The sequence below is a fragment of the Mycobacterium sp. D16Q16 genome (assembly GCF_002013745.1).
Lineage (GTDB): Bacteria > Actinomycetota > Actinomycetes > Mycobacteriales > Mycobacteriaceae > Mycobacterium.
The window spans coordinates 15,542-37,397 of the sequence record NZ_MAEY01000030.1 but is presented as its reverse complement, the minus strand read 5'-3'; the positions used below and the strand labels follow the sequence as shown (position 1 = coordinate 37,397).

At 65.0% G+C, this 21,856-nt stretch carries 21 protein-coding genes and 1 pseudogene; 10 read left to right on the top strand and 12 right to left on the bottom strand.

Annotated elements, in window-relative coordinates; genetic code table 11:
- Window positions 1–12 precede the first annotated feature (12 nt).
- The 3 genes from B4394_RS24355 to B4394_RS24345 all read right to left on the bottom strand — a co-directional run bounded on the left by B4394_RS24355 (window position 13) and on the right by B4394_RS24345 (window position 5,355).
- Window positions 13–1,404, bottom strand: coding sequence for a condensation domain-containing protein (locus tag B4394_RS24355; RefSeq protein WP_078316505.1), 1,392 nt, complete (start codon window positions 1,402–1,404; stop codon window positions 13–15).
- Between the two features lie 567 nt (window positions 1,405–1,971).
- Window positions 1,972–4,131 carry a 3-hydroxyacyl-CoA dehydrogenase NAD-binding domain-containing protein gene (locus tag B4394_RS24350; RefSeq protein ID WP_078312897.1) on the bottom strand — a complete coding sequence of 720 codons (2,160 nt, stop codon included), beginning with the start codon at window positions 4,129–4,131 and terminating at the stop codon, window positions 1,972–1,974.
- A 15-nt stretch (window positions 4,132–4,146) separates the two neighbouring features.
- The gene (locus B4394_RS24345) at window positions 4,147–5,355 is read right to left on the bottom strand and encodes an acetyl-CoA C-acetyltransferase (protein WP_070936623.1); all 1,209 of its coding nucleotides are present in this window, start codon (window positions 5,353–5,355) and stop codon (window positions 4,147–4,149) included.
- A 216-nt stretch (window positions 5,356–5,571) separates the two neighbouring features.
- On the opposite strand from B4394_RS24345, the gene B4394_RS24340 reads away from it, so the two are divergent.
- The 3 genes from B4394_RS24340 to B4394_RS24330 all read left to right on the top strand — a co-directional run bounded on the left by B4394_RS24340 (window position 5,572) and on the right by B4394_RS24330 (window position 7,723).
- Window positions 5,572–6,006, top strand: a complete 435-nt coding sequence (locus tag B4394_RS24340; protein WP_078312899.1) for a hypothetical protein — start codon at window positions 5,572–5,574, stop codon at window positions 6,004–6,006.
- A 105-nt stretch (window positions 6,007–6,111) separates the two neighbouring features.
- Window positions 6,112–6,519 (top strand): hypothetical protein, encoded by a 408-nt coding sequence (locus B4394_RS24335; protein WP_139360435.1) that lies wholly within the window; start codon window positions 6,112–6,114, stop codon window positions 6,517–6,519.
- Between the two features lie 22 nt (window positions 6,520–6,541).
- Window positions 6,542–7,723 (top strand): pyridoxal phosphate-dependent aminotransferase, encoded by a 1,182-nt coding sequence (locus tag B4394_RS24330; protein ID WP_078316504.1) that lies wholly within the window; start codon window positions 6,542–6,544, stop codon window positions 7,721–7,723.
- Here the strand turns inward: B4394_RS24330 and B4394_RS24325 are convergent.
- From B4394_RS24325 to B4394_RS24300, 6 genes are all read right to left on the bottom strand, one after another.
- On the bottom strand, window positions 7,712–8,782 hold the full coding sequence (locus tag B4394_RS24325) for an alpha/beta hydrolase (RefSeq protein WP_078312901.1): 1,071 nt from the start codon (window positions 8,780–8,782) through the stop codon (window positions 7,712–7,714). The two genes, B4394_RS24330 and B4394_RS24325, sit on opposite strands and share 12 nt — an antisense overlap.
- Window positions 8,783–8,852: 70 nt before the next feature.
- Window positions 8,853–9,944 carry a CaiB/BaiF CoA transferase family protein gene (locus B4394_RS24320; RefSeq protein ID WP_078316503.1) on the bottom strand — a complete coding sequence of 364 codons (1,092 nt, stop codon included), beginning with the start codon at window positions 9,942–9,944 and terminating at the stop codon, window positions 8,853–8,855.
- A 43-nt stretch (window positions 9,945–9,987) separates the two neighbouring features.
- Window positions 9,988–11,022 (bottom strand): hypothetical protein, encoded by a 1,035-nt coding sequence (locus tag B4394_RS24315; RefSeq protein ID WP_078312903.1) that lies wholly within the window; start codon window positions 11,020–11,022, stop codon window positions 9,988–9,990.
- The gene (locus B4394_RS24310; RefSeq protein ID WP_078312904.1) at window positions 11,019–11,783 is read right to left on the bottom strand and encodes a hypothetical protein; all 765 of its coding nucleotides are present in this window, start codon (window positions 11,781–11,783) and stop codon (window positions 11,019–11,021) included. The genes B4394_RS24315 and B4394_RS24310 overlap by 4 nt, the downstream gene beginning before the upstream one ends.
- Window positions 11,780–12,631, bottom strand: a complete 852-nt coding sequence (locus tag B4394_RS24305) for a hypothetical protein (RefSeq protein ID WP_286142457.1) — start codon at window positions 12,629–12,631, stop codon at window positions 11,780–11,782. Before B4394_RS24305 ends, B4394_RS24310 begins: the two co-directional genes overlap by 4 nt.
- Before the next feature lie 163 nt (window positions 12,632–12,794).
- Window positions 12,795–13,781 (bottom strand): hypothetical protein, encoded by a 987-nt coding sequence (locus tag B4394_RS24300; protein ID WP_078312905.1) that lies wholly within the window; start codon window positions 13,779–13,781, stop codon window positions 12,795–12,797.
- 229 nt (window positions 13,782–14,010) lie between these two features.
- On the opposite strand from B4394_RS24300, the gene B4394_RS24295 reads away from it, so the two are divergent.
- The 7 genes and pseudogenes from B4394_RS24295 (at window position 14,011) to B4394_RS24265 (ending at window position 19,659) form a co-directional block, all read left to right on the top strand.
- A complete protein-coding gene (locus B4394_RS24295) occupies window positions 14,011–14,976 on the top strand; it encodes an ABC transporter substrate-binding protein (RefSeq protein WP_078316502.1) in 966 nt (321 codons plus the stop codon).
- A gap of 113 nt (window positions 14,977–15,089) precedes the next feature.
- Window positions 15,090–15,545: a DNA-binding protein gene (locus tag B4394_RS24290; RefSeq protein ID WP_078312907.1), complete on the top strand. Its 456-nt coding sequence runs from the start codon at window positions 15,090–15,092 to the stop codon at window positions 15,543–15,545.
- Window positions 15,542–16,018, top strand: a complete 477-nt coding sequence (locus B4394_RS24285) for a Zn-ribbon domain-containing OB-fold protein (RefSeq protein WP_078316501.1) — start codon at window positions 15,542–15,544, stop codon at window positions 16,016–16,018. The genes B4394_RS24290 and B4394_RS24285 overlap by 4 nt, the downstream gene beginning before the upstream one ends.
- Window positions 16,011–17,085, top strand: a pseudogene (locus tag B4394_RS24280) (thiolase family protein). Before B4394_RS24285 ends, B4394_RS24280 begins: the two are co-directional and overlap by 8 nt.
- The gene (locus B4394_RS24275) at window positions 17,082–18,236 is read left to right on the top strand and encodes a thiolase family protein (RefSeq protein WP_078312910.1); all 1,155 of its coding nucleotides are present in this window, start codon (window positions 17,082–17,084) and stop codon (window positions 18,234–18,236) included. The pseudogene B4394_RS24280 and the gene B4394_RS24275 overlap by 4 nt, the downstream one beginning before the upstream one ends.
- Window positions 18,233–19,018 (top strand): enoyl-CoA hydratase-related protein, encoded by a 786-nt coding sequence (locus tag B4394_RS24270; RefSeq protein ID WP_078312911.1) that lies wholly within the window; start codon window positions 18,233–18,235, stop codon window positions 19,016–19,018. Before B4394_RS24275 ends, B4394_RS24270 begins: the two co-directional genes overlap by 4 nt.
- Window positions 19,015–19,659 (top strand): TetR/AcrR family transcriptional regulator, encoded by a 645-nt coding sequence (locus B4394_RS24265; RefSeq protein ID WP_078312912.1) that lies wholly within the window; start codon window positions 19,015–19,017, stop codon window positions 19,657–19,659. The genes B4394_RS24270 and B4394_RS24265 overlap by 4 nt, the downstream gene beginning before the upstream one ends.
- Here B4394_RS24265 and B4394_RS24260 read toward each other — a convergent pair.
- The 3 genes from B4394_RS24260 to B4394_RS24250 are packed head-to-tail and all read right to left on the bottom strand — an operon-like array spanning window position 19,656 to window position 21,831.
- Entirely contained in the window at window positions 19,656–20,468 is an 813-nt protein-coding gene (locus B4394_RS24260; RefSeq protein ID WP_078312913.1) for an enoyl-CoA hydratase/isomerase family protein, read from the bottom strand. The genes B4394_RS24265 and B4394_RS24260 overlap by 4 nt on opposite strands.
- On the bottom strand, window positions 20,465–21,235 hold the full coding sequence (locus tag B4394_RS24255) for an SDR family NAD(P)-dependent oxidoreductase (protein ID WP_078316500.1): 771 nt from the start codon (window positions 21,233–21,235) through the stop codon (window positions 20,465–20,467). The genes B4394_RS24260 and B4394_RS24255 overlap by 4 nt, the downstream gene beginning before the upstream one ends.
- Complete coding sequence (locus tag B4394_RS24250; RefSeq protein WP_078316499.1) at window positions 21,232–21,831, bottom strand: TetR/AcrR family transcriptional regulator; 600 nt, start codon at window positions 21,829–21,831, stop codon at window positions 21,232–21,234. The genes B4394_RS24255 and B4394_RS24250 overlap by 4 nt, the downstream gene beginning before the upstream one ends.
- Window positions 21,832–21,856 lie beyond the last annotated feature (25 nt).

Sequence of the window (21,856 nt, the reverse complement as noted above, 5' to 3'; positions counted from 1 at the left end):
GATGCCGCGGTTTCAGGAAACGAACTGTGACTGCGCGACACGCTGGTAAACCATGCGGGCCACTTCGAGATAGCGCGACACAGATTCACGGGCGACGGCGTTGTCGGGGAACGAGATCGTCAGGTTGGTTTCGTTCTCAAACCTGTTGACCCACATGCACACCTGATCGGAAGAACGGCTGTCCCCGTAGATTCCGCCATTAATACGATCCCATTCGGCACTGACCGGGATCTTGCGCGCGTCCAAGAAGGACACCATCGGGACCACGTAGTCCGGGGCGGTCAGCCCCGACTCCGGACCCGCGAGCTCCAATGCACGCTCAAAGGGAACCTTCGCCAGCGGCTGGCATTCGTCGAACGACTTCTGGGCGGACCGCGCGACCCGCGCGAAGGAAGCCTCCGAGAGATCAACCACGAAGGGAATGAAGCTCGCGTACCAACCCACCGACATCTGCTCCTCGGCGGTGCCGCGAGTGTCGTACGGGGTGATGCCATAGAAGGTATCGGCGCCGGTGAGCTCGCGGTCGATCAGTGCGGTACACGCGAATACGCCACCACTGAAGCGCACGCCCGCCTGTTCACAAGCCTTTTCGAACGCCACCGTCTCCTCGGCGTCCAGTAGAGGAGCAGCGACCATGCCACCGACGTGCGGCACGGAGCGGTCGCCGAGCGGCAGAACGAAGTCCGGCAGAGTGCCGCCGTTGTCCCGCGCGTACCGAAGCCAGGTCTGCACCTCGAAGGAATCCAGGGTCATGGCCTGGTTGTGCGCACGTTCGCGGGCGGAGAAATCCAGATAACCCGCGGGAGGTGGAAGCTGCAGTGCTGACCCGTGCACCAGGCTGGCGTACATCAACTGGATCTCGACGTAGATGATCCCCGTCGACATGCCGTCGGTATGCAGATGATCGACGCTGATGTACACCGTGAAGTGGTCCGCGCGCTGAATCACCCCAAAGGTGAAGCAGTCCCACGAGAGCGGAGTGCCCGACGTGCGCAGCAGGTGTGCACGGATCTCATCGGGCCCCTGCAGCCCATGATCCTGCGGCACGAAGTCGATGGTCTCCGGATCCTCGATCGCGTGCCGGACGATGTTGTCAGCCGTGTCGAATTCGAACCATGAATGGTAGGTGTCGTGCCGACGCAGGTGCGCGTTGATCGCCGCGGTCATCGCATCGATATCGCAGACACCGGGAACATCCCAGGATCCGATGCCCAACCGTGCCATCTCACGGTCCTGGCGCGCCAGATCCCGGTATGAGCGCACATGCTGGGCTTGTTGATAGCTCGGCGGGACCAGGCTGGCGGGCGCCTGCGCAGCGACCTGGCGGGCGCGTGGCGAAGCACTCCAGGAGATGACGGTTCCCGGCTTAGGGCGCCAATCGTGGATCGTTCCGAGTGCAACCATCGTCCCTATCCCTGCTCAGCGATCTTGAATACGAGCCGAACCAAATTCGACCTAGCCGCCACAATGCGAGTGGCAAAGACTTTACTCATTGCGGGCAGCGTAGCGAACAAATATCTCGCAAAGGTACGTTCCATCAAAGAAATAGCGAGTGAACTGTGGGTAACGTCGCGTTACGCCTTATTTCAGCAACTTCTCGAAAGTCTTACGGTAAACCAATTCCAGCAAATATAACTACCGTATCGAAATACCCTATGACCAGGCAATACATGTCTGGTTACGCGAAGTACCAATAACTATGTTTGTAGTGTCACCAGAGAACCTACGTGATGGCTCACAAATTCTGTGGGCTACCACCCTCGGCTACCCGCACTGTGGCGTACGCCACGCGGCGCGCGGCGACATTTCTGGCTGCTATCTCTAAAACTTCCGAATTCGCTAGGGGTTCAACGGTTGTTGACACCGAGCGGGGTGTGTCGGCACCCGAGTCTCACGAAAAATTCGGCCCCACAACGCACCTCAGCCGCCCACCCCGAAGGGTGAGCGGCTGAGGTGTTTTCGAGCCCTGTCTTACGCGTCCAGGAGCGACGCGGGCGGGTTGAAGCGGTCGCCGTACTTGGCGGCCAATTCCTTTGCGCGAGCCACGAACCCGGCCTTGCCCTTACCGGCGGGACCCTCGTATCCGACGATGTACTGGTGCACACCGCCGGTCCAGGGCGGGAAGCCGATGCCGAAGATCGAGCCGATGTTGGCGTCAGCGGTCGAGGTCAACACGCCCTCGTCGAAGCACTTCTGCGTCTCGATGGCCTCCGCGAACAGCATGCGTTCGATGAGGTCCTGCAGCGGCGGGTTGGCCGCGTCGGATCCCGGACGGGTGTTGAACGTCGTGCGCAGGCCGGGCCACAGCTCGGTGCGCTTGCCGTCCACGTAATCGTAGAAACCAGCGCCACCCAGGCGGCCCGGACGGCCCGCCTCGACCAGCGTGTCGATGACACGGCCCGCCGGATCGTCCGGCAGTTCCTTGCCCTCGGCCTTGGCGGCCTCGACGGTCTCCTTGCGGATCTTCTGCATCAGCGTCAGGTTCAGCTCATCCGACAGCTGCAGCGGCGGAGCCGGGTATCCGGCCTGGCTGCCGGCCTGCTCGATGGTCGAGGGCTCGATGCCCTCGGCCAGCATCGCGACGGCCTCGTTGACGAAGGTGCCGATGACGCGCGAGGTGAAGAAGCCACGGCTGTCGTTGACAACGATCGGGGTCTTCTTGATGGCCAGCACGTAGTCGAACACCCGGGCCAGCGCCTCGTCGGAGGTCTTCTCACCGCGGATGATTTCCACCAGCGGCATCTTGTCGACCGGCGAGAAGAAGTGGATACCGATGAAGTCTTCCTGACGCTTCACACCCGACGCCAGCCCGGTGATGGGCAGGGTGGAGGTGTTGGAGCCGAGAAGCGCGTTGGGCTCGACGATGTCCTCGATCTCCTGGAACACCTTGTGCTTGAGCTCGGTGTTCTCGAAGACCGCCTCAACCACGAAGTCGACGCCAGCCAGATCGGCAGGATCGGCGGTCGGGGTGATCTTGGCCAGCAGCGCCGCAGACTTCTCCGCGGTGGTCTTCCCACGCGAAAGAGCCTTCTCCTCAATCTTTTCCGAGTAGGCCTTGCCCTTTTGAGCCGCCTCCAGCGAAACGTCCTTCAGAACGACGTCATATCCGGCCTTGGCCGAGACGTACGCGATACCGGCACCCATCATGCCCGCACCCAGCACACCGATCTTCTTGATCTCCCGCTTGGCGATGCCGTCCGGACGTGATCCGCCACCGTTGATGGTCTGCAGATCGAAGAAGAACGCCTGCGTCATGTTCTTGGCGACCTGGCCGGTGGTCAGGCTGGTGAAGTAGCGGCTCTCGATACGGCTGGCCGTATCGAAGTCCACCTGGGCGCCCTCGACCGCGGCGGCCAGGATGGCCCGCGGGGCCGGCATCGGCGCGCCCTTGAGCTGCTTCTTCAGGTTCGACGGGAACGACGGCAGGATGGCCGCCAGCGCCGGGGTGGCCGGGGTGCCGCCAGGAATCTTGTAGCCCTTGACATCCCAGCGCTGCACGGCCTCGGGGTTGGCCTTGACCCATGCCTTGGCCGCGGGGATCAGCTCGTCGACGGAGCCAACCAGCTCGTCGATCAGGCCGACTTCCTTGGCCTTGGTCGGGTTGAAGCGGGTGCCCTGCGCCAGCACGGTGACGAAGCCGTTCTGGATACCGAGCATGCGGGTAACCCGGGTGACACCGCCGCCGCCGGGCAGCAGACCCAGCGATACCTCGGGCAGGCCGATCTGAGATCCCTTGACATCTGCGGCAATCCGGTAATGAGTGGCCAGCGCGATCTCCAGGCCACCGCCGAGGGCGGCGCCGTTGATGGCCGCCACGACCGGGCGACCAAAGGTCTCCAGCGTGCGCAGATCCTTCTTGATCTCCTCGACCTCGTTGAATGCCTCCTGAGCGTGCTCTGGCTGGATCTGAATGATCTTGGTGAGGTCACCACCGGCGAAGAAGGTCTTCTTGGCGCTGGTGATCACTACACCGGTGATCGAATCCTTCTCTTCCACAAGGCGCTTGACGGCCGCGGCCATCGACTGCTTGTAGTCGTCGTTCATCACGTTGGCCGAGCCATTGGGGTCGTCCAGGGTGAGAGTGACGATGCCGTCGGCATCCTTTTCCCACTGAATTGTGTTTGCACTCATTGGTTCTGGTTCTCCCTACACTCGCTCGATGATGGTGGCCACACCCATGCCGCCGCCGACGCACAGGGTGATGAGGGCGCGACGGAGGCCGCGGCGCTCCAGCTCGTCGACCATGGTTCCGGTGATCATGGCGCCGGTGGCACCCAGCGGGTGGCCCATGGCGATGGCGCCGCCGTTGACGTTGAGCTTCTCGTCCGGGATGTTCAGGTCCTTCTGGAACTTCAGGACCACCGAGGCGAAGGCCTCGTTGAGCTCGAACAGATCGATGTCGTCCACGGTCAGTCCGGCGCGGTCGAGCACCTTCTGGGTGGCCGGCGTGGGGCCGGTCAGCATGATGAGCGGCTCACTACCGGTGGTGGCGGTCGCCACGACCCGGGCACGCGGGGTCAGACCCTGCGACTTACCGGCTTCTTCGGAGCCCACCAGCACCAGAGCGGCGCCGTCGACGATGCCCGAGCTGTTGCCACCGGTGTGCACGTGGTTGATCTTCTCGACGTAGGTGTACTTGATGCGCGCCACGTCGTCGAACCCGCCCAGAGCTGCCAGGCCCTCGAAGGCCGGCTTCAGCTTGCCCAGGTCCGCGGCGGTGGTGCCGGGACGCATGTGCTCGTCGTGGTCCAGGATGAGCAGACCGTTCTGGTCCTTCACCGGCACCACGGACTTGGCGAAGTAACCGCCGGACCACGCAGCTGCGGCACGATCCTGCGAGCGGGCGGCGTAGGCGTCGACATCGTCACGGGTGAAGCCCTCGATGGTGGCGATCAGGTCGGCACCGATGCCCTGCGGCACGAAGGACACGTCGTAGTTGGTGGCCGGGTCCGAGGCCCAGGCGCCGCCATCGCTGCCCATCGGGACGCGCGACATGGACTCCACACCACCGGCGAGCACCAGGTCGTCCCAACCGGAACGGACCTTCTGGGCCGCGACATTGACGGCTTCCAGGCCGGAGGCACAGAAGCGGTTGAGCTGCACGCCACCGACGGTGTCGGGCAGGCCGGCCGCCAGCACCGCGGTGCGGGCGATGTCGCCGCCCTGGTCGCCAACGGGTGCCACGACGCCGAGCACGACGTCGCTGATCAGGTTCTCGTCCAGGTCGGGGAAGCGGCGGCGGATCTCGTCGATCAGGCCAACCACCAGGTTCAGCGGCTTGACCTCGTTGAGGGCGCCGCCGCGCTGCTTACCGCGAGGCGTGCGGATGGCCTCGTAGATGAATGCTTCAGTCATGGGTATACGTCCTTATAGGGGGTGCGTATGGGGCATGTGGTGCAAGCGCCGCGGCCTGTGAATCCGGGTTGACTCCGGGTCAGTTTCGCCGAGACAGCCCTACGTTAGACCAGGGTGGCGTCCCCGTGGTAAGCAGCCCTCCCAACCCGTTGGTTGGGAATATGGTGCCGGTACGCTCGAAGTGTGCTGTGGACTCGGTCTCGACCGCTAAGACGCGTGCTCATCGGGGCTATTGCAACCCTGACGGTATTCGCCGTGTGGTGGGCCTGGAACTGGACCACCGACGGTCCGGGCCACCGCAGGCCGGCGCCCCCGCCCATCTCATTCACACAGCGGGCCGCTCTCCCGAACTGCGGGACGCATAAGCATTTCCACGAGGAGCTACCCGCCGCCCAGCGCGATTGCATGAACAACGGCAGGGCCTCGGGCCTCGGCGGCGAACTGACGGTCGTCCAGCCCACCATCGAGGGTGATCCCATCACCACCTACTACCGGGTGTTCTCCCCGGATCAGCGGGTTGAGGTCTTCGTGGACTCCAGTACGGACCGCTTCGGCAACACCGGCTGGAGTCACTTCTTCTGCTGGGCCGTTCCGCTCAACTACCCACCCGACCCCAGCTGCGCATCCCTGGCAGACCCGCGCGATCGATAGCCCTCCTGGGGTCAGACCCCAGTCCAAGGTGCGCTTTGCGGTGCTTTTCGACGAGATTTCCCCGAAATCTTCCGCGGTCGACCCGAAGGCGGCAAGTCTGGAGCGATGCTCAAAAGACTCTGCACCGCGTCGGTCATCCTGACTGCCATCGCGGCAGGATCCCCGCCGCTGGCACAGGCCGAGCCGGAACCGCTCAACCCCGACATCGCGTTCGAGCAACGGCCACCGCTGCAGAACTGCGGCAGGCTGCGCATGCTGCCGCCATCACACGAGATCCCCCCGAATTATCTGACCTGCATGCGCCAGGCCCGCGCCGCTGGCACCGGTGCCGAACTGGTGACCACGATCGCGAACTTCTTCCTCGAGGACACCACCACGTACTACCGGGTGTACCGCGCGGACCGGGACGTGGAGGTCTTCGTGGACAGCCGTAACCGGGACAATCCCGGCCTCAGTCACTACTTTTGTCCCATCCCGGACACCGACCTGTCCTTCGAACCGCCCAGCTGCTAAGTCCAGCGGTAGGCTGCCCGGCATGAAGCCGGGGAAGACCGTCAACCGGTTGCGCCCTTTCGGCGCAACGATCTTCGCCGAAATGTCGGCCCTCGCCGTCCGCCACGACGCGATCAATCTGGGCCAGGGATTCCCCGATGAAGACGGCCCCGCGTCCATGCTCGATGCGGCGCAGCAGGCCATCCGTTCCGGCCTCAACCAGTATCCGCCCGGGCTCGGCACACCCGAACTGCGCCGGGCCATCGCCGCCGATCGGCTCGCCCGCTACGGCGAGGAGCTCGACCCGGAGACACAGGTTCTGGTGACCGTCGGCGCCACCGAGGCGATCGCGGGTGCGCTCCTGGGCCTCGTCGAACCCGGCTCCGAAGTCATTCTGATCGAGCCGTACTACGACTCATATGCGGCCGTGGTGGCCATGGCAGGCGCCGTCCGCGTCCCGGTGCCGCTTGTCCCCGACGGTGCGGGCTTCGCGCTGGATACCCAGGCGCTCGCCGCCGCCATCACACCCCGGACCGCGGCTCTGGTCATCAATTCCCCGCACAACCCGACCGGCAAGGTATTCACCGACGCCGAGCTGGCACGGGTCGCCGAGCTCGCGGTCGAGCACGATCTGCTGGTCATTTCCGATGAGGTCTATGAGCGACTGCTCTTCGATGGGCGCACGCAGACCCCGATGGCCAGCCTGCCCGGGATGGCCGATCGCACGGTCACGATCTCCAGCGCCGCCAAGACGTTCAACTGCACCGGCTGGAAGATCGGCTGGGCTTGTGGCTCAGCGGAATTGGTCACGGGTGTACGCGCCGCCAAGCAATTCCTGACCTATGTCGGCGGTGCGCCGTTTCAGCCCGCGGTGGCGGTGGCCCTGGACACCGAACAGGTCTGGGTAAAGAACCTGCGGGAGTCATTGCAGCGCAGGCGCGATCGCCTCTCCGAGGCACTCACCGACCTGGGGTTCGAAGTGCACAGCAGTGAGGGCGGGTACTTCGTCTGCGCGGATCCGCGGCCACTGGGATTCAGCGACAGCGCCGAGCTCTGTCGGCGCCTGCCAGAAACCGTGGGCGTGGCCGCGGTTCCGGTAAGCGCCTTCTGCGATCCCACTACCGCCACGGCCGATCAGTGGAATCACCTGGTGCGGTTCACCTTCGCCAAACGCGACGCGGTGATCGACGAGGCGATATCCCGCCTGGCCCGACTAGGAGGTTAGGCCCGTCGCGACGGGGCCCGGGCGCTGACGCGCCCTGGCCAGGCCGGGCAGGATCTTGATGAACTCGGTGATCTCTCCCACCGCACGCCGGGCGTCCGGGTTCGTCGCCGCGAACACCTGAAACACGTGAATCGCGCGGTCGAAGATCTGCAGCCGTACTGGAACCCCTGCCGCGACAAGCCGTTCCGCCAACAGTTCGGAGTCTGGTCGCAGCGCCTCCTGCGAGCCCACCTGCAGCAGGAACGGGCCCAGTCCGGTCAGGTCGGAGTCGGCCGGGCACGCTCCCGGCACGCGCACGCCGTTGCGCAGCACGAACACGTCGTTGATCATCTTCAGGAAGTTCACGGGGAACATCGCATCGCCGATGCGTTTGGCGGCAGCGTATTTCGGCTCCATGTCGTTGTTGGTGGCCGCCGAGATCAGCACACACCCCGCGGGCGGCCGCAAGCCCTCATCCCGCACCGCGATAGCGGTCATGGCTGCCAGGAATCCTCCGGCCGAATCTCCCGCGAGCACGATGTTGTCCGGATCGACACCCTGACTCAGCACATAGCGGTACGCATCGACACCGTCGGCGACGGCATCTTCGACCAGGTTGCGCGGGCACAACCGGTAGCCCACGCTCAGCGCCCGTGCACCGGAATCACGCGCGATATGGCTCACCAACGGCCGGTGGCTGTTGATTCCCAACGCGATGAATGCCGACCCGTGGAAGTAGATGACCACCGGGGCGTCTGGACCCGGCTCGTTCTTGGCGTTCCAGGTCCATTCGGCCTCGCAATTCGGCAGCTGAACACGCTCGGTGCGGGTTCCGGACACTCCCGGCACCCAGCCCATGACACGTTCGAGCCCGTCATACCGCCGATTCAGCAGGGCATCGGGGAACCGACGGTTGACGGCCAGCATCAGCCGAGTCAGCGCGTAGAGACCCGGCTTACCCACCGCCTTGAACAGGTACGTCTCGGCCACCGAATGCCAATTGGCCTTGCCCATCCACTCCGGTCCCGCATAGGTGACGTCGGCCAACCGGGATTCGGCGGCATGTCGGGCACTGGTCATCGAGCCTCCTCATAGCGTCATTGCTTTGGAGCGAGACTACCAGTACCTAGTACTAGCAATCTCGGCTAAATCACCAGCCGATATCGGAGAGCTCCGTGGTGTCCTTCGGCGGCGCCTCGATGGGCCCGCTGGGCGTCCGCGAGAAGCGCGGGGCCGGCGCGGCCTGTGTCACTCCGTTGACGTCGACGATGGTGGCGCGATCACGCAAATGCCCGTTTTGCTTGGCCTCGCCCCAGGTGAGAACCGGTGACACACACGCGTCGGTACCGATGAAGATCTCTGTCCACTCGTCGCGGGTCTTGGTCTTGAACGCGTCGTCGAACATCTTGCGCATCTCGGGGTAGCGCGCCTTGTCCAGCTGGAACGGAACGCTCTCGGGATCCAGTCCCAGGCCCTGTACCAGGATCGCGAAAAACTGCGGCTCGATCGATCCCACCGCCATGTACTTGCCGTCAGAGGTCTCATAGGTGCCGTAGAACGGCGCCCCGCCGTCGAGCAGACCCGACTCACGCTCGTCGAACAGCAGACCGTTGTTGTACATCGTCCATTGCATCTGAGCCAGCTGGCTGACACCGTCGACCATTGCGCCATCGATGACCTGCCCCGTGCCCGACTTCTCACGCTCATACAGCGCGGCCAGGATGCCTTGCACCAAAAGCATTGAGCCACCACCGAAGTCGGCGACCAAGTTCATCGGCGGCATCGGCGGGCGGTCCTTGTAGCCCATCGAGCCCAGGGCGCCGGTCAGCGACAGGTAGTTGATGTCGTGCCCCGCGCGCTCCGCCATCGGGCCGTGCTGGCCCCAGCCGGTCATCCGGGCGAAGATCAGCCGTGGGTTGCGCTTGGCACACTCCTCGGGGCCGATTCCGATGCGCTCGCACACGCCGGGCCGGAACGGGTCCAGCAGTACATCGGCCTTGTCGACGAGCGCCAGCAGCGCTTCGGGGTCCTTCTTGACGTCCAGGTTGACCAGGCGCTTGCCGCGATGGAAGAGATCGGTCTCCTCGGCGGGAATCGCGAGCCCGCCGGGGCGACGGACCCGAATGACGTCTGCACCCAAGTCGGACAACATCATCGCCGCGTGCGGCCCGGGGCCGATGCCACCGAGCTCGATCACCTTTACGCCCGCAAGGGGCCCTGTCTTGACGCCAGTGTCAGCCATGGGGGTCACCCTAACCAGTCAACCCGTTGGTTGGGAAGTGTGGCTAGAGCGACGAGGAGATGGCCGGTGACGAGGTTTGCGCGGGTGCCGGAGCCGGTGTCGGGGTCGGGAAGTTGGGGATCACCGGTCGCGACGTGCTCGGTGCCGCCGGAGCGTCCGACGCCGGCGGTGGCGCAGGCGGTGGCGTGAACTCGTAGGCAGGCAGCGGAGCGGGTGGCGGATCGTCATCGCCCTCACGCCAGTGCGTCGAGCGATACAGGTCGATCACCTTGCCGAGATCGTGCAGCCGCAGGGCCGGTGGACGGCCTCCCCGCGCGTCCCGAATACGCTGCGCCTCCCACGCGACGAGGCATTGCGCCGTGGGCGTGTTGTACAGGCTTTCCAGGAAGGGGGTCAACGCCTTCGCGAGGTCACCCTCGGCCTTGAGGACATCGTTCCGGTACGGCCCGTAGTACGGCAGGATCGCTTCGAGGACGCGCACCATGACGGTCTGGAATCGGGTGACGAACTGGTCGATCGCCCACGGATGGCGGGACAGCAGCGGAGAGATGCGGGCCAGTACCGGTCCCATCATCTTCAGGATCGGTTCATAGGCCGTCGCCGGGGCGAAGGCCTCCGAGGAGAACACGCCGGCCGCCGGCGCCACATCGATCAGCGAGGCCAACCCGCCCTGCTCGTCCGGGCCTGGTGCCGGCCAGCCGAAGGGGCAAGGCTGGGCGACGGAGATCGGAAGCCCACGGTCGGTCACCGAGGGCAGTGCGCCAAATGGTCCTGCGGCCTGACCCGGTGGATGCGAGGGCACCTGAGGACGCGGTAACGGCGCGATCAACTGCGGCCCCGGTGGCGGCACCGGGATCGGGATAGCACCTTCGGGAATCGATCCGTCCCGGTTCACGATCTGGTACCCGACGATGGGTGCGCGCGCGGGCGAATACGACAGCTGGGTAATGGCGGCAACGCTGCCGATCACGGTAATCGCGGCGAACGTCCTTACCGCGATACCGAATACGCGTTCCTTCGTAGGCCTCCGGTGAGCGGAAGCAAGCGGAGCCGTCTCTTCTGCGGGGGTCGTAGTCATCGGTCTTTCACCACGCCTTCGAGGTGCCAGACGCCCGTGAAGCTGTTGAACGGGCCGCCCACGATGAGACTGGTCCAATCGAGCGTGAACTTCTTGGTGTCCTTGTCGTATGTACCGGTGGCCTTGGGGCTTTCGCCGTCCACGGAATCGCGGCCGACCCAGCGCCCGGCGACAAACTCCCACACCTGCTTGGCACGTGCCTCTCCCGGAATTTGCGCCTGCTCTTTGGGTTTCGGCTTCGGCGCGCCCTGATTGAACTCCTGACGGTTCCACGAGGCGGCCCATGCGGACACATCGGCCGAGATCTTGTCGCCCGATACCGTGGCCGACGGCGCCAAGAGCTCACGTTGTGTCTGCGGGTCGATCTTGTTGGTGGAGATGCCGAATTCGATGTTGAAGAACTTCGTCGGCTGGGTTACGCGGGAGGCCAGCGAGTAGCCGGTGGCCTCGTCAAACGCGGGATTGGGCTCGCCCTGGTAGTCGCCCAGAACCAGCCCGCCATCCGTGCCCGGCGCAAGTAGTGTTGCGGCCCCCTGCGGCACAGGAGAATTGGCATTCGGCATGAAGGGGCCCTCTTGGGGATTGCCGCCCGGTTGCACCATCTTGAACCAGGTGCCGCTGAGCTTGTTGCCGTCGATCGTGCCGGGCTGCAAGGCCAGCAGCCCGGTCAGTGGGGACTCGGCCGGCTTCTCGGACCCACAGGCCGGAGCCGTCACCAGCACCGCCGCCGCCAGCGCCGCACAGAGAGTGCTGCGCGTCATCGTTTTCTGGGCCACCGTGCGGCTCCTTTCACGTCAATAGCGGCAGCGGCCGCCAGTGCACCGGGCACGAGGAAAAACCACCCGAAATAGTCGAATGATCGGAATCCGAGGGGGGCGGTGATCCGATCGAGCGACACCACCCTGCCGAAGTTATCCACGTTGTCGGCCATCACTCCGATCAGCGAAGCGAAATCCGCTGTCATCGGCTGCCATTGGGAAACGAAGGCGTCGATACCCGGAACCGCGCGTGCTGGATCATGCTGTCGCAGATCTCCCAGGAACTGTGTGTCCAATTCCCCCTCCGCGGCGACCAGCACCACGAAATGGCGCTGCACCGCAGCCACTCGCTCGTGGGTCATGATCGGAGTGAACGCATCAATGAGCTGGGCACCCGCCGGGGCACGCGAAAAGAGTCCGTCCGCGAACGGCACCGCGATCAGCACCGCCGCCGCGAGAACCGCGAGAATCCTTGCTCCAAGTGCTTTTTCGCCATCACGGGTTCGCCGAAGGCCCCACACACCCGCACCGAGCAGGATCAGCCCAGGCACTGCCAGCAGAAACGGCAAGACGTCGAACGGTCCCACGGCGCGCAACTGCCCGTAGTTGTTCACCTGACCGCCGACCGCGTCGAGTAGGCCGTTCATATCCTGCCGAATCGACGGATACTGCGCGACAAAGACATCCAGTCGCTCGTAATGTCCGCCCGCAACCGGCCGGGTCGCCTGCACATCGGCACGAGCGGCATCAATGGTATCGAGGTAACCGCGGAATTTGGCAAGCATCTCCGACGATACGAAGGGGCGGAACTCGGTGAGCATCTGCTGACCGCCCGCGGCACGTGTGAACATCCCGGTGACCACCGGCAGTACGAACAGCAGCACACCAAGGGCGATGAGTGCGACAAACGGCCACCGGGGCCTGGGGGCCGTTCCGGCCTCGGCGACGACGGCTTCCTCACCGACGATATCGGCATACGAGGGCAGGGCCGACTGAGCTGTCTCAGCCAACCGCTCAGCGGCCACGGCTGAAGATCCGCTCCCCCACCACGAACAGGATTCCGCCGCCGATCGCCACGAACACCAGCAGTGCGATGACCCACGGCGGAGTTATCGTGCGGGGATTGTCATCAACGGGCAGCGCGATGAGCTGTTGGCCGGCCGACAGCGGTGGCGGTGCCGCCAGCTGTTGCCCAGCCTGCACAACAACCTGCCCGGGGGCCGCCGGCGCGGCCACGGCGGGCGGTGCATCCGCCGCTGGTGGCGCACCGGGCGGCGGAGGGGGTGGCGGTTCGGCCACTGCTGCGCCACCGGGCCCGCCCCCGACCTTGCCGACTAGGTGCCACAGCCCGGTGAAGTCGTTGAACGGACCGCCCACGATCTGGCTGGTCCACTCGACGATAAAGGCCCCGGTGTTGCGGTCGTAGGTGCCGGTCACCGGCGTGGTCTTACCGGGAAATGCGCCACCGGGTTTCGGCGATCCCTGGTTGAACACCTGGTTGTTCCAGGTCACTCCGAAGGCGCTGAGATCACCGCCGAGCTTGTTACCACTTACCGTGATCTGCGGAGTCGCGGTGCCCTGACCCGTCTGCGGATCGGTCTGGTTGGACGCGGTGGCAAACCCCACACCGTAGAACTTGACGGGCTGAGTGATACTGCCGGACACCGCATTTCCGTTTCCATCGAATGCGTTGCCAGGCTGCGGCTGATACTCGCCCGACTTCAGGCCACCGTCGGTACCCGGCGCCAGCAGAGTGACCGTGTTGTCCGAGCACGTCGAATCGCCGTTGGCGAGGTATGGGCCGGACGCATCACCGGCGGGCAAGATCATGCGGAAATAGGAGCCCGTGGCGCGACCCTCCGCGCAACTTCCCGGCGCCAACGCGAATAGGCCGTTGAGCGGCGTCGCTGTATCGGCCACCGCCGGATAGGCGGCAGGCGACATCGCCGCGGCTGCCACGACGAGGGCGACCGTCGCGCGGCGGGTGAGATGCTTAATCATCGGCTTCCTAGTGCACTGTTGCTCTGACCCGTAGCACGAGCTGGGAACGGCGCAAACGTATGAAGGGCCCGACCAGGCGTCAATGGCAACGCCCAGCAAATGACATCCCGCCTGGTGGCGTTCCCGCAGGTGGTGGACGTGCAACCCAACCGTCGGCCGTTCGATTCACCCCGAGCCGATTGGGGGTCACATTCGTTTGCCGTCACCGGCCGGTGGTAGTTTGCTCGGCATGGCAACAGCCGGGTGGCGCATTATTGCCGCGCTCCTGATGCTGCTGGCGCTCACGGGATGTTCCCGCAATCACAGTCCGCCGCCTGCGACCACGCCGACACTGTCTCCCGACGGCTTCCCCCTCAGCATCCCGCATAGGTACGGCGGCGCGTTCCTCGCGACGCGACCCAACCGCGTGGTCACACTCGGATGGAATGACCAAGACCTCGTGCAGTCGTTGGGCACCAAACCCGTCGGCGTCCGGTCCACACTGCCGGAATACCCGATGTACCCCTGGGTGGTTCCGGAGGTCTCGTATCCGGCCGTCGTCTCTGGCACGGAGCTGAATTTCGAGGCCATCACCGCCGCCAAGCCCGATGTGATTCTGGCTACCGGCGCCGATATCGACAGGCCCACCTACGACAGGCTCGCCCAGATCGCGCCAACCGTGGTCTCCGAAGACCGCCTGGACCGTGCCGAAACCCCTTGGTATACACAGCTCTTCACCATCGGGCGAGCCCTCGGCAAGTCCGATCAAGCACGCATGCGATCCGAAGAGGTTGGCACTCGGTACAACCAGATACGCACCGGGCACCAGCATTGGGTCAACCGCACCGCCGTCGTCGATTGGGTCGCCGACGGACAGGACACCTTCCTGGTGGGTTTCCGCGATCCGCGCCGAGCGGTTTTCGACGGGCTGGGGTTCCTGAGCCAGCGATACTCCGGCCCGGTGCCCGATAGCGAGCTGAAGGCAAAAGCCGATCAGGACCTCCTGGTCGTGGTGGGAGCCACCGAGCAGCAGGCAAAGTCCATGGGCGGCCTTGCCGATCTGCGTGCCGTCACCGAGGGGCGCGCGGTCTACATCCCGGCGGACAGCCCAGTAGTGAACGCGCTTCGGCTCGGCGGCCCGCTGGCTCGGATCTATGCCCTTGAACAACTGACACCCCAGCTCGAAAGGGCGTTGAAACCACCTCCTCCGCGATAAGCGCCGCCTCCCCCTCGCATCGGTGTCGACGAAGGTCTGTGGCCTCGATCACCGCCGTGTTACGGTCCTATCGCTCGATTGAATCAACTGATAGACACCTTGTCGGGAGGGCTGTGACCGACCAATCCGCCGAGTCCCTGCGCGCTCCGTACACGATCGAGTTCGGATTTGAACGCACCGTCGGCCCCAAGATCGGCACCTTCCTCGGCGGTCTGCGCGACGCGCGCCTGTTCGGAGTGCGGACGGCCCACGGCCAGGTGTTGTGCCCGGTGCTCGAGTTCGATCCGACGGATGCCAGCGCAACCGGCGAGTTGATAGAGCTTGAGCCGAAGGGCATTGTGCTGCAATGGACCTGGGTATCTCCGCGGCCCGCCGATGAGATCGATACGAGTTTCGCGTGGGCGCTCATCCGCATCAACGGAACCGCCAACTCGATGTTTCATGCTGTCGATGTGGGCGGAAACCTCGCGGTGATGAGGACCGGCCTTCCGGTCGCCCCACGCTGGCGCACCGACCGCGTCGGCGCCATCACCGATATCGTCTGCTTCGAACCGATCGGTCAGCCGTGACCACATTGCCCGAACCGGTCACCTCGATCGCCAGTCCGTTCCACATGGACTACACGTACGTCGCCGGAATCGGCCGTTCGGTCTTCCTCCGCGGATTGACGCAGCGCCGCCTGCTGGCGCGCCAATGCCCGAACTGTGAACGCGTGTACTGTCCTGCGCCGCAATTCTGTTCGCGATGCCTGAGCGAACTGGGCGCACCGTACCCACTTGCGGGAACCGGCACGGTCCAGACCTTCTGCATCGTCAGCTTTCCCTTTCCGGGGCAGGTGTTCACCCCGCCGTACGCGGTCGCACACATCCAGCTGCACGGCGCCGATACCAGGCTTATGCACATGATCGGGGACACCGCGCCGAGCAGCGTTCACATCGGTATGACGGTCGAGCCGGTCTGGGTATCCGACGAGGATCTCGGTGCCACCATGCAGAGCATCCGCTACTTCCGCCCGGTACCGAACGAGGCCGCCCATGCGTGAGGTCGCCGTCGTCTCTTTTGCTCAATCACCTTGTACTGCAGCTAATCTCCGCGACGATATGGCCGAGATCCTTCTTCCCGTGGTTCGCGAAGCCCTTGAGCAGGTGGAGCTGCGCCGCGAGGATATCGACTTCTACGCCTCGGGCAGCCATGACTTCTTCGAGGGCCGCACCTTCGCGTACATCGAATCCCTCGACGCCGTCGGCGCCTGGCCACCGATATCGGAATCCCACGTCGAAATGGACGCCGCGTGGGCGTGTTACGAGGCGTGGGCATGGCTCCAATTGGGCCACGGCGATATCGCGTTGATCTACGGCGTCGGCCGGGGAGCGCTACCCGCCGACCTCGATCAGGTCTTTCCCTCTTCGCTGGATCCCTATTACCTGGCTCCCCTGCATCCGCACCGGCACGCGATCGCCGGGCTGCAGGCGGCCGCCGTCATCGAAGCCGGTATCACCACGGAGCGCGCGATGGCCGATGTGGTGAACCAATCACTGACCGACGCCCTATCAAATCCCTTTGCGCTCAAGGCCGGTGCCCCAGGGGTCGAAACCCTGCTGGATGAGCCGTACATCGCCGCACCGCTGCGCCCGCACGATGCGGCACCGGTCGGGGACGGCGCGGCGGTGCTCATCCTGGCCACCGGCGACGTGGCACGGCGACTGGTCCGGCGACCGGCGTGGATCCCGGGCCATCGATCATCGGATGGATACGCACCATCCCGGCTCGCGGGACCTCGCGGTGCTCGATTCGGCCCGGATCGCCGCCGAGAAGGCAGCCGCCATGGCCGGTTTTACGGCCTCGAGTGTAGAGGTCGCCGAGCTGCACACCGAATACAGCTACGCGGAAACGTTGCTCACCAAGACCTTTGGCATCGACAACAACACGCTCGTCAATCCATCCGGAGGGCCGCTGGCGGGTGCGCCCGCTACCGCCACCGGATTGATCCGCATCGGTGAATCCGCCCGCACCATCTTGCAGGGGCGGGCCACCCGAGCACTGGCCCACGCCACCAATGGGCCCGCACTGCAGCACAACCTGGTGTGCCTGATGGAGGCGAGTACGTGAGCACCCGGGTTGCGGTAGTCGGTGTCGGACAAAGCAAGCAAGCCAAGAAGCGTGATGTCAGCATCGCGGCACTGGTCCGCGAGGCAGTGGACGGCGCACTGGCCGATGCGGAGCTGACCTTCGGGGATATCGACGCGATCGTGCTCGCCAAGACCCCTGATCTTTTCGACGGGGTGATGAATCCCGAGTTGTACCTCGCCGACGCGATGGGCGCGCGTGGCCTGCCGGTCACCCGGGTGTTCACCGGCGGCAGTGTGGGCGGGCACGCGGCCATCTACGCCGCGCACCTGGTACAGGCCGGACTCGCCGGCAGAGTACTGGTAGTCGCGTATTCCAAGGAGTCAGAAGGAAATTTCACCTGGGCACTGTCACGGCCACTGCCGTTCAGCGTCCAGCTGGGCGCGGGCGCGGGCGGGCATTTCGCACCGGTGATCCGCGAGTACATTCGCCGCTCGCAGGCGCCGGAGCACATCGGCTGGCAGGTCGCCGTGAATCATCGCCTCAACGCCACCCGGAACCCGTACGCGCACATCCACAAACCCGATATCACCGTCGAGGAAGTGCGCAATTCCCCGATGCTGTGGGATCCGATCCGATTCCTGGAATCCTGCCCGTCATCGGATGGCTCATGTGCCGTCGTCATTTCTTCCGAGTTGCTGGCCACGCATGCCCCGCGACCGCCGGCCTGGATTCACGGCACCGGATGGCGCACCGAGACAGGTCATTTCGCAGGCCGCGATGAGGTGAATCCACGCGCCGGACAGGAGTGCGCTGCCGAGGCGTATCGCGAGGCGGGAATCACCGATCCCGCCAACGAGGTCGATGTTTCCGAGCTCTACATCCCCTACAGCTGGTACGAGCCGATGTGGATGGAGAACATCGGGCTGGCCCCGGAAGGGTCGGGTTGGCGCGCCGTGGACGAGGGCCACACCGCGTTCGAGGGCAGGCATCCGATCAACCCGTCAGGCGGTGTGCTCTCGGGCAACCCCACCGGTGCGACGGGTCTCCTACGGTTCGCCGAGGCGGCATTGCAGGTACGCGGACTGGCAGGGGAACATCAGGTCGACGGCGCCAGACGCGCGATAGGACACGCCATGGGCGGAGCATCGCAGTTCCACGCACTCTGGGTAGTGGGAAGCGAGAGGCCGTGAACGCGGAGCCAGAACTTCTCGTCGAGCGTGACGGCCCCATCGTCATCGTGACCATGAACCGTCCGCATCGGCGGAATGCACTGTCCACCATTATGGTCCGGCAGTTCGCTCAGGCCTGGGACGAGATCGACGCAGACGACGGAATCCGGGTGGCCATCCTGACGGGCGCCGGTGCCGCCTACTGCGTAGGGGGCGATCTCAGTGACGGCTGGATGGTTCGCGACGGCTCAGCGCTGCCGCTGGACCCCGCCGCCATCGGCAAGGGTCTGCTGCTCACCCATACCCTGACCAAACCACTCATCGCGGCGGTCAACGGGGCATGCCTCGGTGGCGGCTGTGAGATGTTGCAACAGACCGATATCCGTGTTGCCGACGAGAACGCAACCTTCGGTCTTCCGGAAGTACAACGCGGACTGGTGCCCGGTGCGGGGTCCATGGTCCGGCTTAAGCGCCAGATTCCCTACACCAAGGCCATGGAGATGATCCTCACCGGCGATCCACTCACCGCCCAGGAGGCATACCAATTCGGATTGGTGGGGCACGTGGCACCGGCAGGCACCGCATTGGACAAGGCGCGCGGCCTCGCCGAGCGCGTGGTCCGCAACGGCCCGCTGGCCGTACGCAACGCCAAGGAGGCCGTGGTGCGCAGCGGATGGATCGCCGAGGAAGACGCCCGCGCCATCGAGGCTCGGCTTACCCGGCAGGTGATCACCTCCGCCGACGCGCGCGAGGGATTGGCCGCGTTCCGCGAGAAACGAGAGGCACGGTTCACCGGGCAATGACCAACACCGCAGCAGAACCTACTGGTATTGACCACGATTCCACCGATCAGCGCTTACTCGGTGCCGCCGAGCGATTATTCGCCGAGCGCGGTGTGGACGCGGTATCTCTCCGCGCGATCATGGCGGCGGCCGGCACCAACGTCGCCTCGGTGCACTATCACTTCGGATCTAAGGAGCGTCTCATCGAGGCGCTGCTCGACAAGTACCTGAACCAGCTAGAGAGGCGCCGGTTCGCGTTGTTGGATGTCGCCGAAAAGGCCGGCACACTGCGCGCCATCGCCGAGGCGATCGTCGTCCCGCTGGCAGAGATCGGTGAAGAAGGCGGAACCGCATGGCTATCCACCTTGGGGAAGCTGCTCATCAGCGGCCATCCCGCGTTGATCCCGATGAGTGTGAGTTTCCAGCCTCAGGCCGCGCGTCTCCAGGAACTCATCGTGCGGCTACGTCCGAACGCATCACTACCGTCAATCCGTTTCGGCGTCACCCACGCGGTGACGCTGACCTGTGTGGTTCTCGGCGATATCCCACACACCAATCGTCTGATGTCCTTGAGCGGCACCTACCTTGACGACGGGCAAATGAACGCGCAGCTTGTCGACATGGTGACCGCCATCCTGGCCGGACCTCCTAGCGAGGACTAGGCGTGCCCCTCCCGGAATGCGTCGAAGGACCGGCGCAATTCCCCTGTGGCAGTGCACATCACCTGCGTCCTGTTCTCCAGATCGAGTGCGTGTCGCAGACTCGGCGCGTCGACCGTCTGCCACATCGTCTCCTTGGTCATCCACACTGCCAAGGGTGAGTGCACCGCGATCTCTTCGGCCTTAGCCAGTGCGGCGTACAGCAGGTTCTCGGCAGGCACCACGTCGAAGATCAGGCCGATCCGCAGGGCCTCGTCGGCACCGAATACCCGTCCCGTCAGCATCAGCTCAGCGGCGCGGCTCGCACCCACCAGCCGCGGTAGGTGATAGCTGGTGCCCATATCGCAGTTAGACACCCCGTGACGAATGAACACGGCACCGAAAGATGCTTCCGGACAGGCAAACCGGATATCGCAGGCCAGGGCCAACGCGAATCCGCCACCAACCGCGTGCCCGTTGACGGCCGCGATGACTGGCTGACGCATCCGGTGAATTCGTTCAAACAGCGAAGCCATGAGTTCCTGGGCCGCAAGGGTGCGGACCAGCTCCGAATCGGCCGCACCGAGCAGCGCGGCCGTCGAGGTGACACCGGTATTGGTGAAATCAGCGGGCAGCGACTTCAGATCGGCACCGGCACAAAAGGATGCGCCGACCGCGGTGAGGACCACCACACGGATCTTTGGGTTGCCATCGACCTTCTCGATCACCGAATGCAGCTCAGCCACGGTCTGCGGATCCAACGCGTTGCGGCGCTCCGGGCGATCGATGGTGACGACCAGGATTCCGTTCTCTCGCTGCTCGGTACGGATCATCGGGCCACCAGCCCGCCGTCGGCGATGATGGTCTGACCGGTGATGTAACTACCCGCATCGGATGTCAAAAGCAGAGCGGTGCCCACCATTTCGTCGGGGAGCCCGAGCCGTTTGAGGTGGTTGGCGTTCGCCATGCGTTCCACCTCCGCGGGTGGTGTCTTGCGCACCATGTCGGTGTCGATCGCGCCGGGCGCCAGTGCGTTGACACGCACGCCCCGCGCGGCGAGCTCGGCCGCTGCGGAACGGGTGTAGGAGACGAGGGCAGCCTTGGCCGCCGAGTACATGGAGACACCCTGCCCAAACATGAAGGCGCCCACTGAGACCACGTTGAGCACGGCGGCGTGTGGGCTCGCCACCAGATGCGGCAGCGCGGCCTGCACCAGGAAGACCGGACCGCGCAGGTTCACACCGAAGGACTTGTCCCAGCCGTCGACGGTGAAGGCGCCAACCGGTTCCGTGAGGGCGTTGGCGGCGTTGTTCACCACAATGTCGATACCGCCGAACTCTTCGACGGTGGCTCGCACCAAATGTTCCAGGGACTGGATGTCACCGGTGTGTGTCGATACGCCCAGCGCCCGCCCACCCAGCGCGCGCAGGTGCTCGACAGTCTCGGCGCAGGCATCTGGTTTCCGGCTTGCGACAACGACATTGGCACCCGCGCAGGCATAGCCCTCAGCGAGTGCGCGTCCGATCCCACGGGTGCCGCCGGTGACGATCGCGGTACGCCCGGTGAGGTCGAACAGGCTGGAGAAGGCTTCCCGGTTCATCGTTCCCTCACTTTTCGCTGGTCCACAAAACTCGCGGCGCGCACGACGCCAAGAATCTGTTCGATGAGCGCGTCGTCGGCGGTGCCGCGCAGCACGCCGTGGTACACGGCCATGCCCACGATCGTGTCGAAGAGTGCGTCTGCCCCCGGCTGGCCCGCGCACCGGCCGACTGCGACAGCCTCGGTGTGTGCCGCCCGAAATGTCTCGCGCAGAGGCGTTTCGGTGCGCTCCACCAGAACCGCATACCGGCTGGGTTCGCGGTAGTACTCGACGAGGAGTCCCGGCATCGCCGCACGGGTGGCCGGATCGGCGAAGTATTCGACCACGGAACGCACCACAACCGGCAGGTGGTCCTCAAATTCGGCAGGCTCGGCCAGCGCCGCGGGCCAGGGGCGGTCGGCGATCGCGCTTTCCACCATGTCGGCCTGCGTGGGCCAACGCCGGTAGATCGTGGGTGCACCGATTCCGGCGGCGCGCGCTACCGCCGGAATAGTGGTGCCCTGATAACCCTCGGTGGCCAGCATCTGGCGCACCGTCTCACGGACCGCGTCGTCCTTGTCGGGGTCGCGGGGGCGTCCGCCCTGGCGTCTATCCACTCTCCGACCGTCCCCCTTTAGTTTC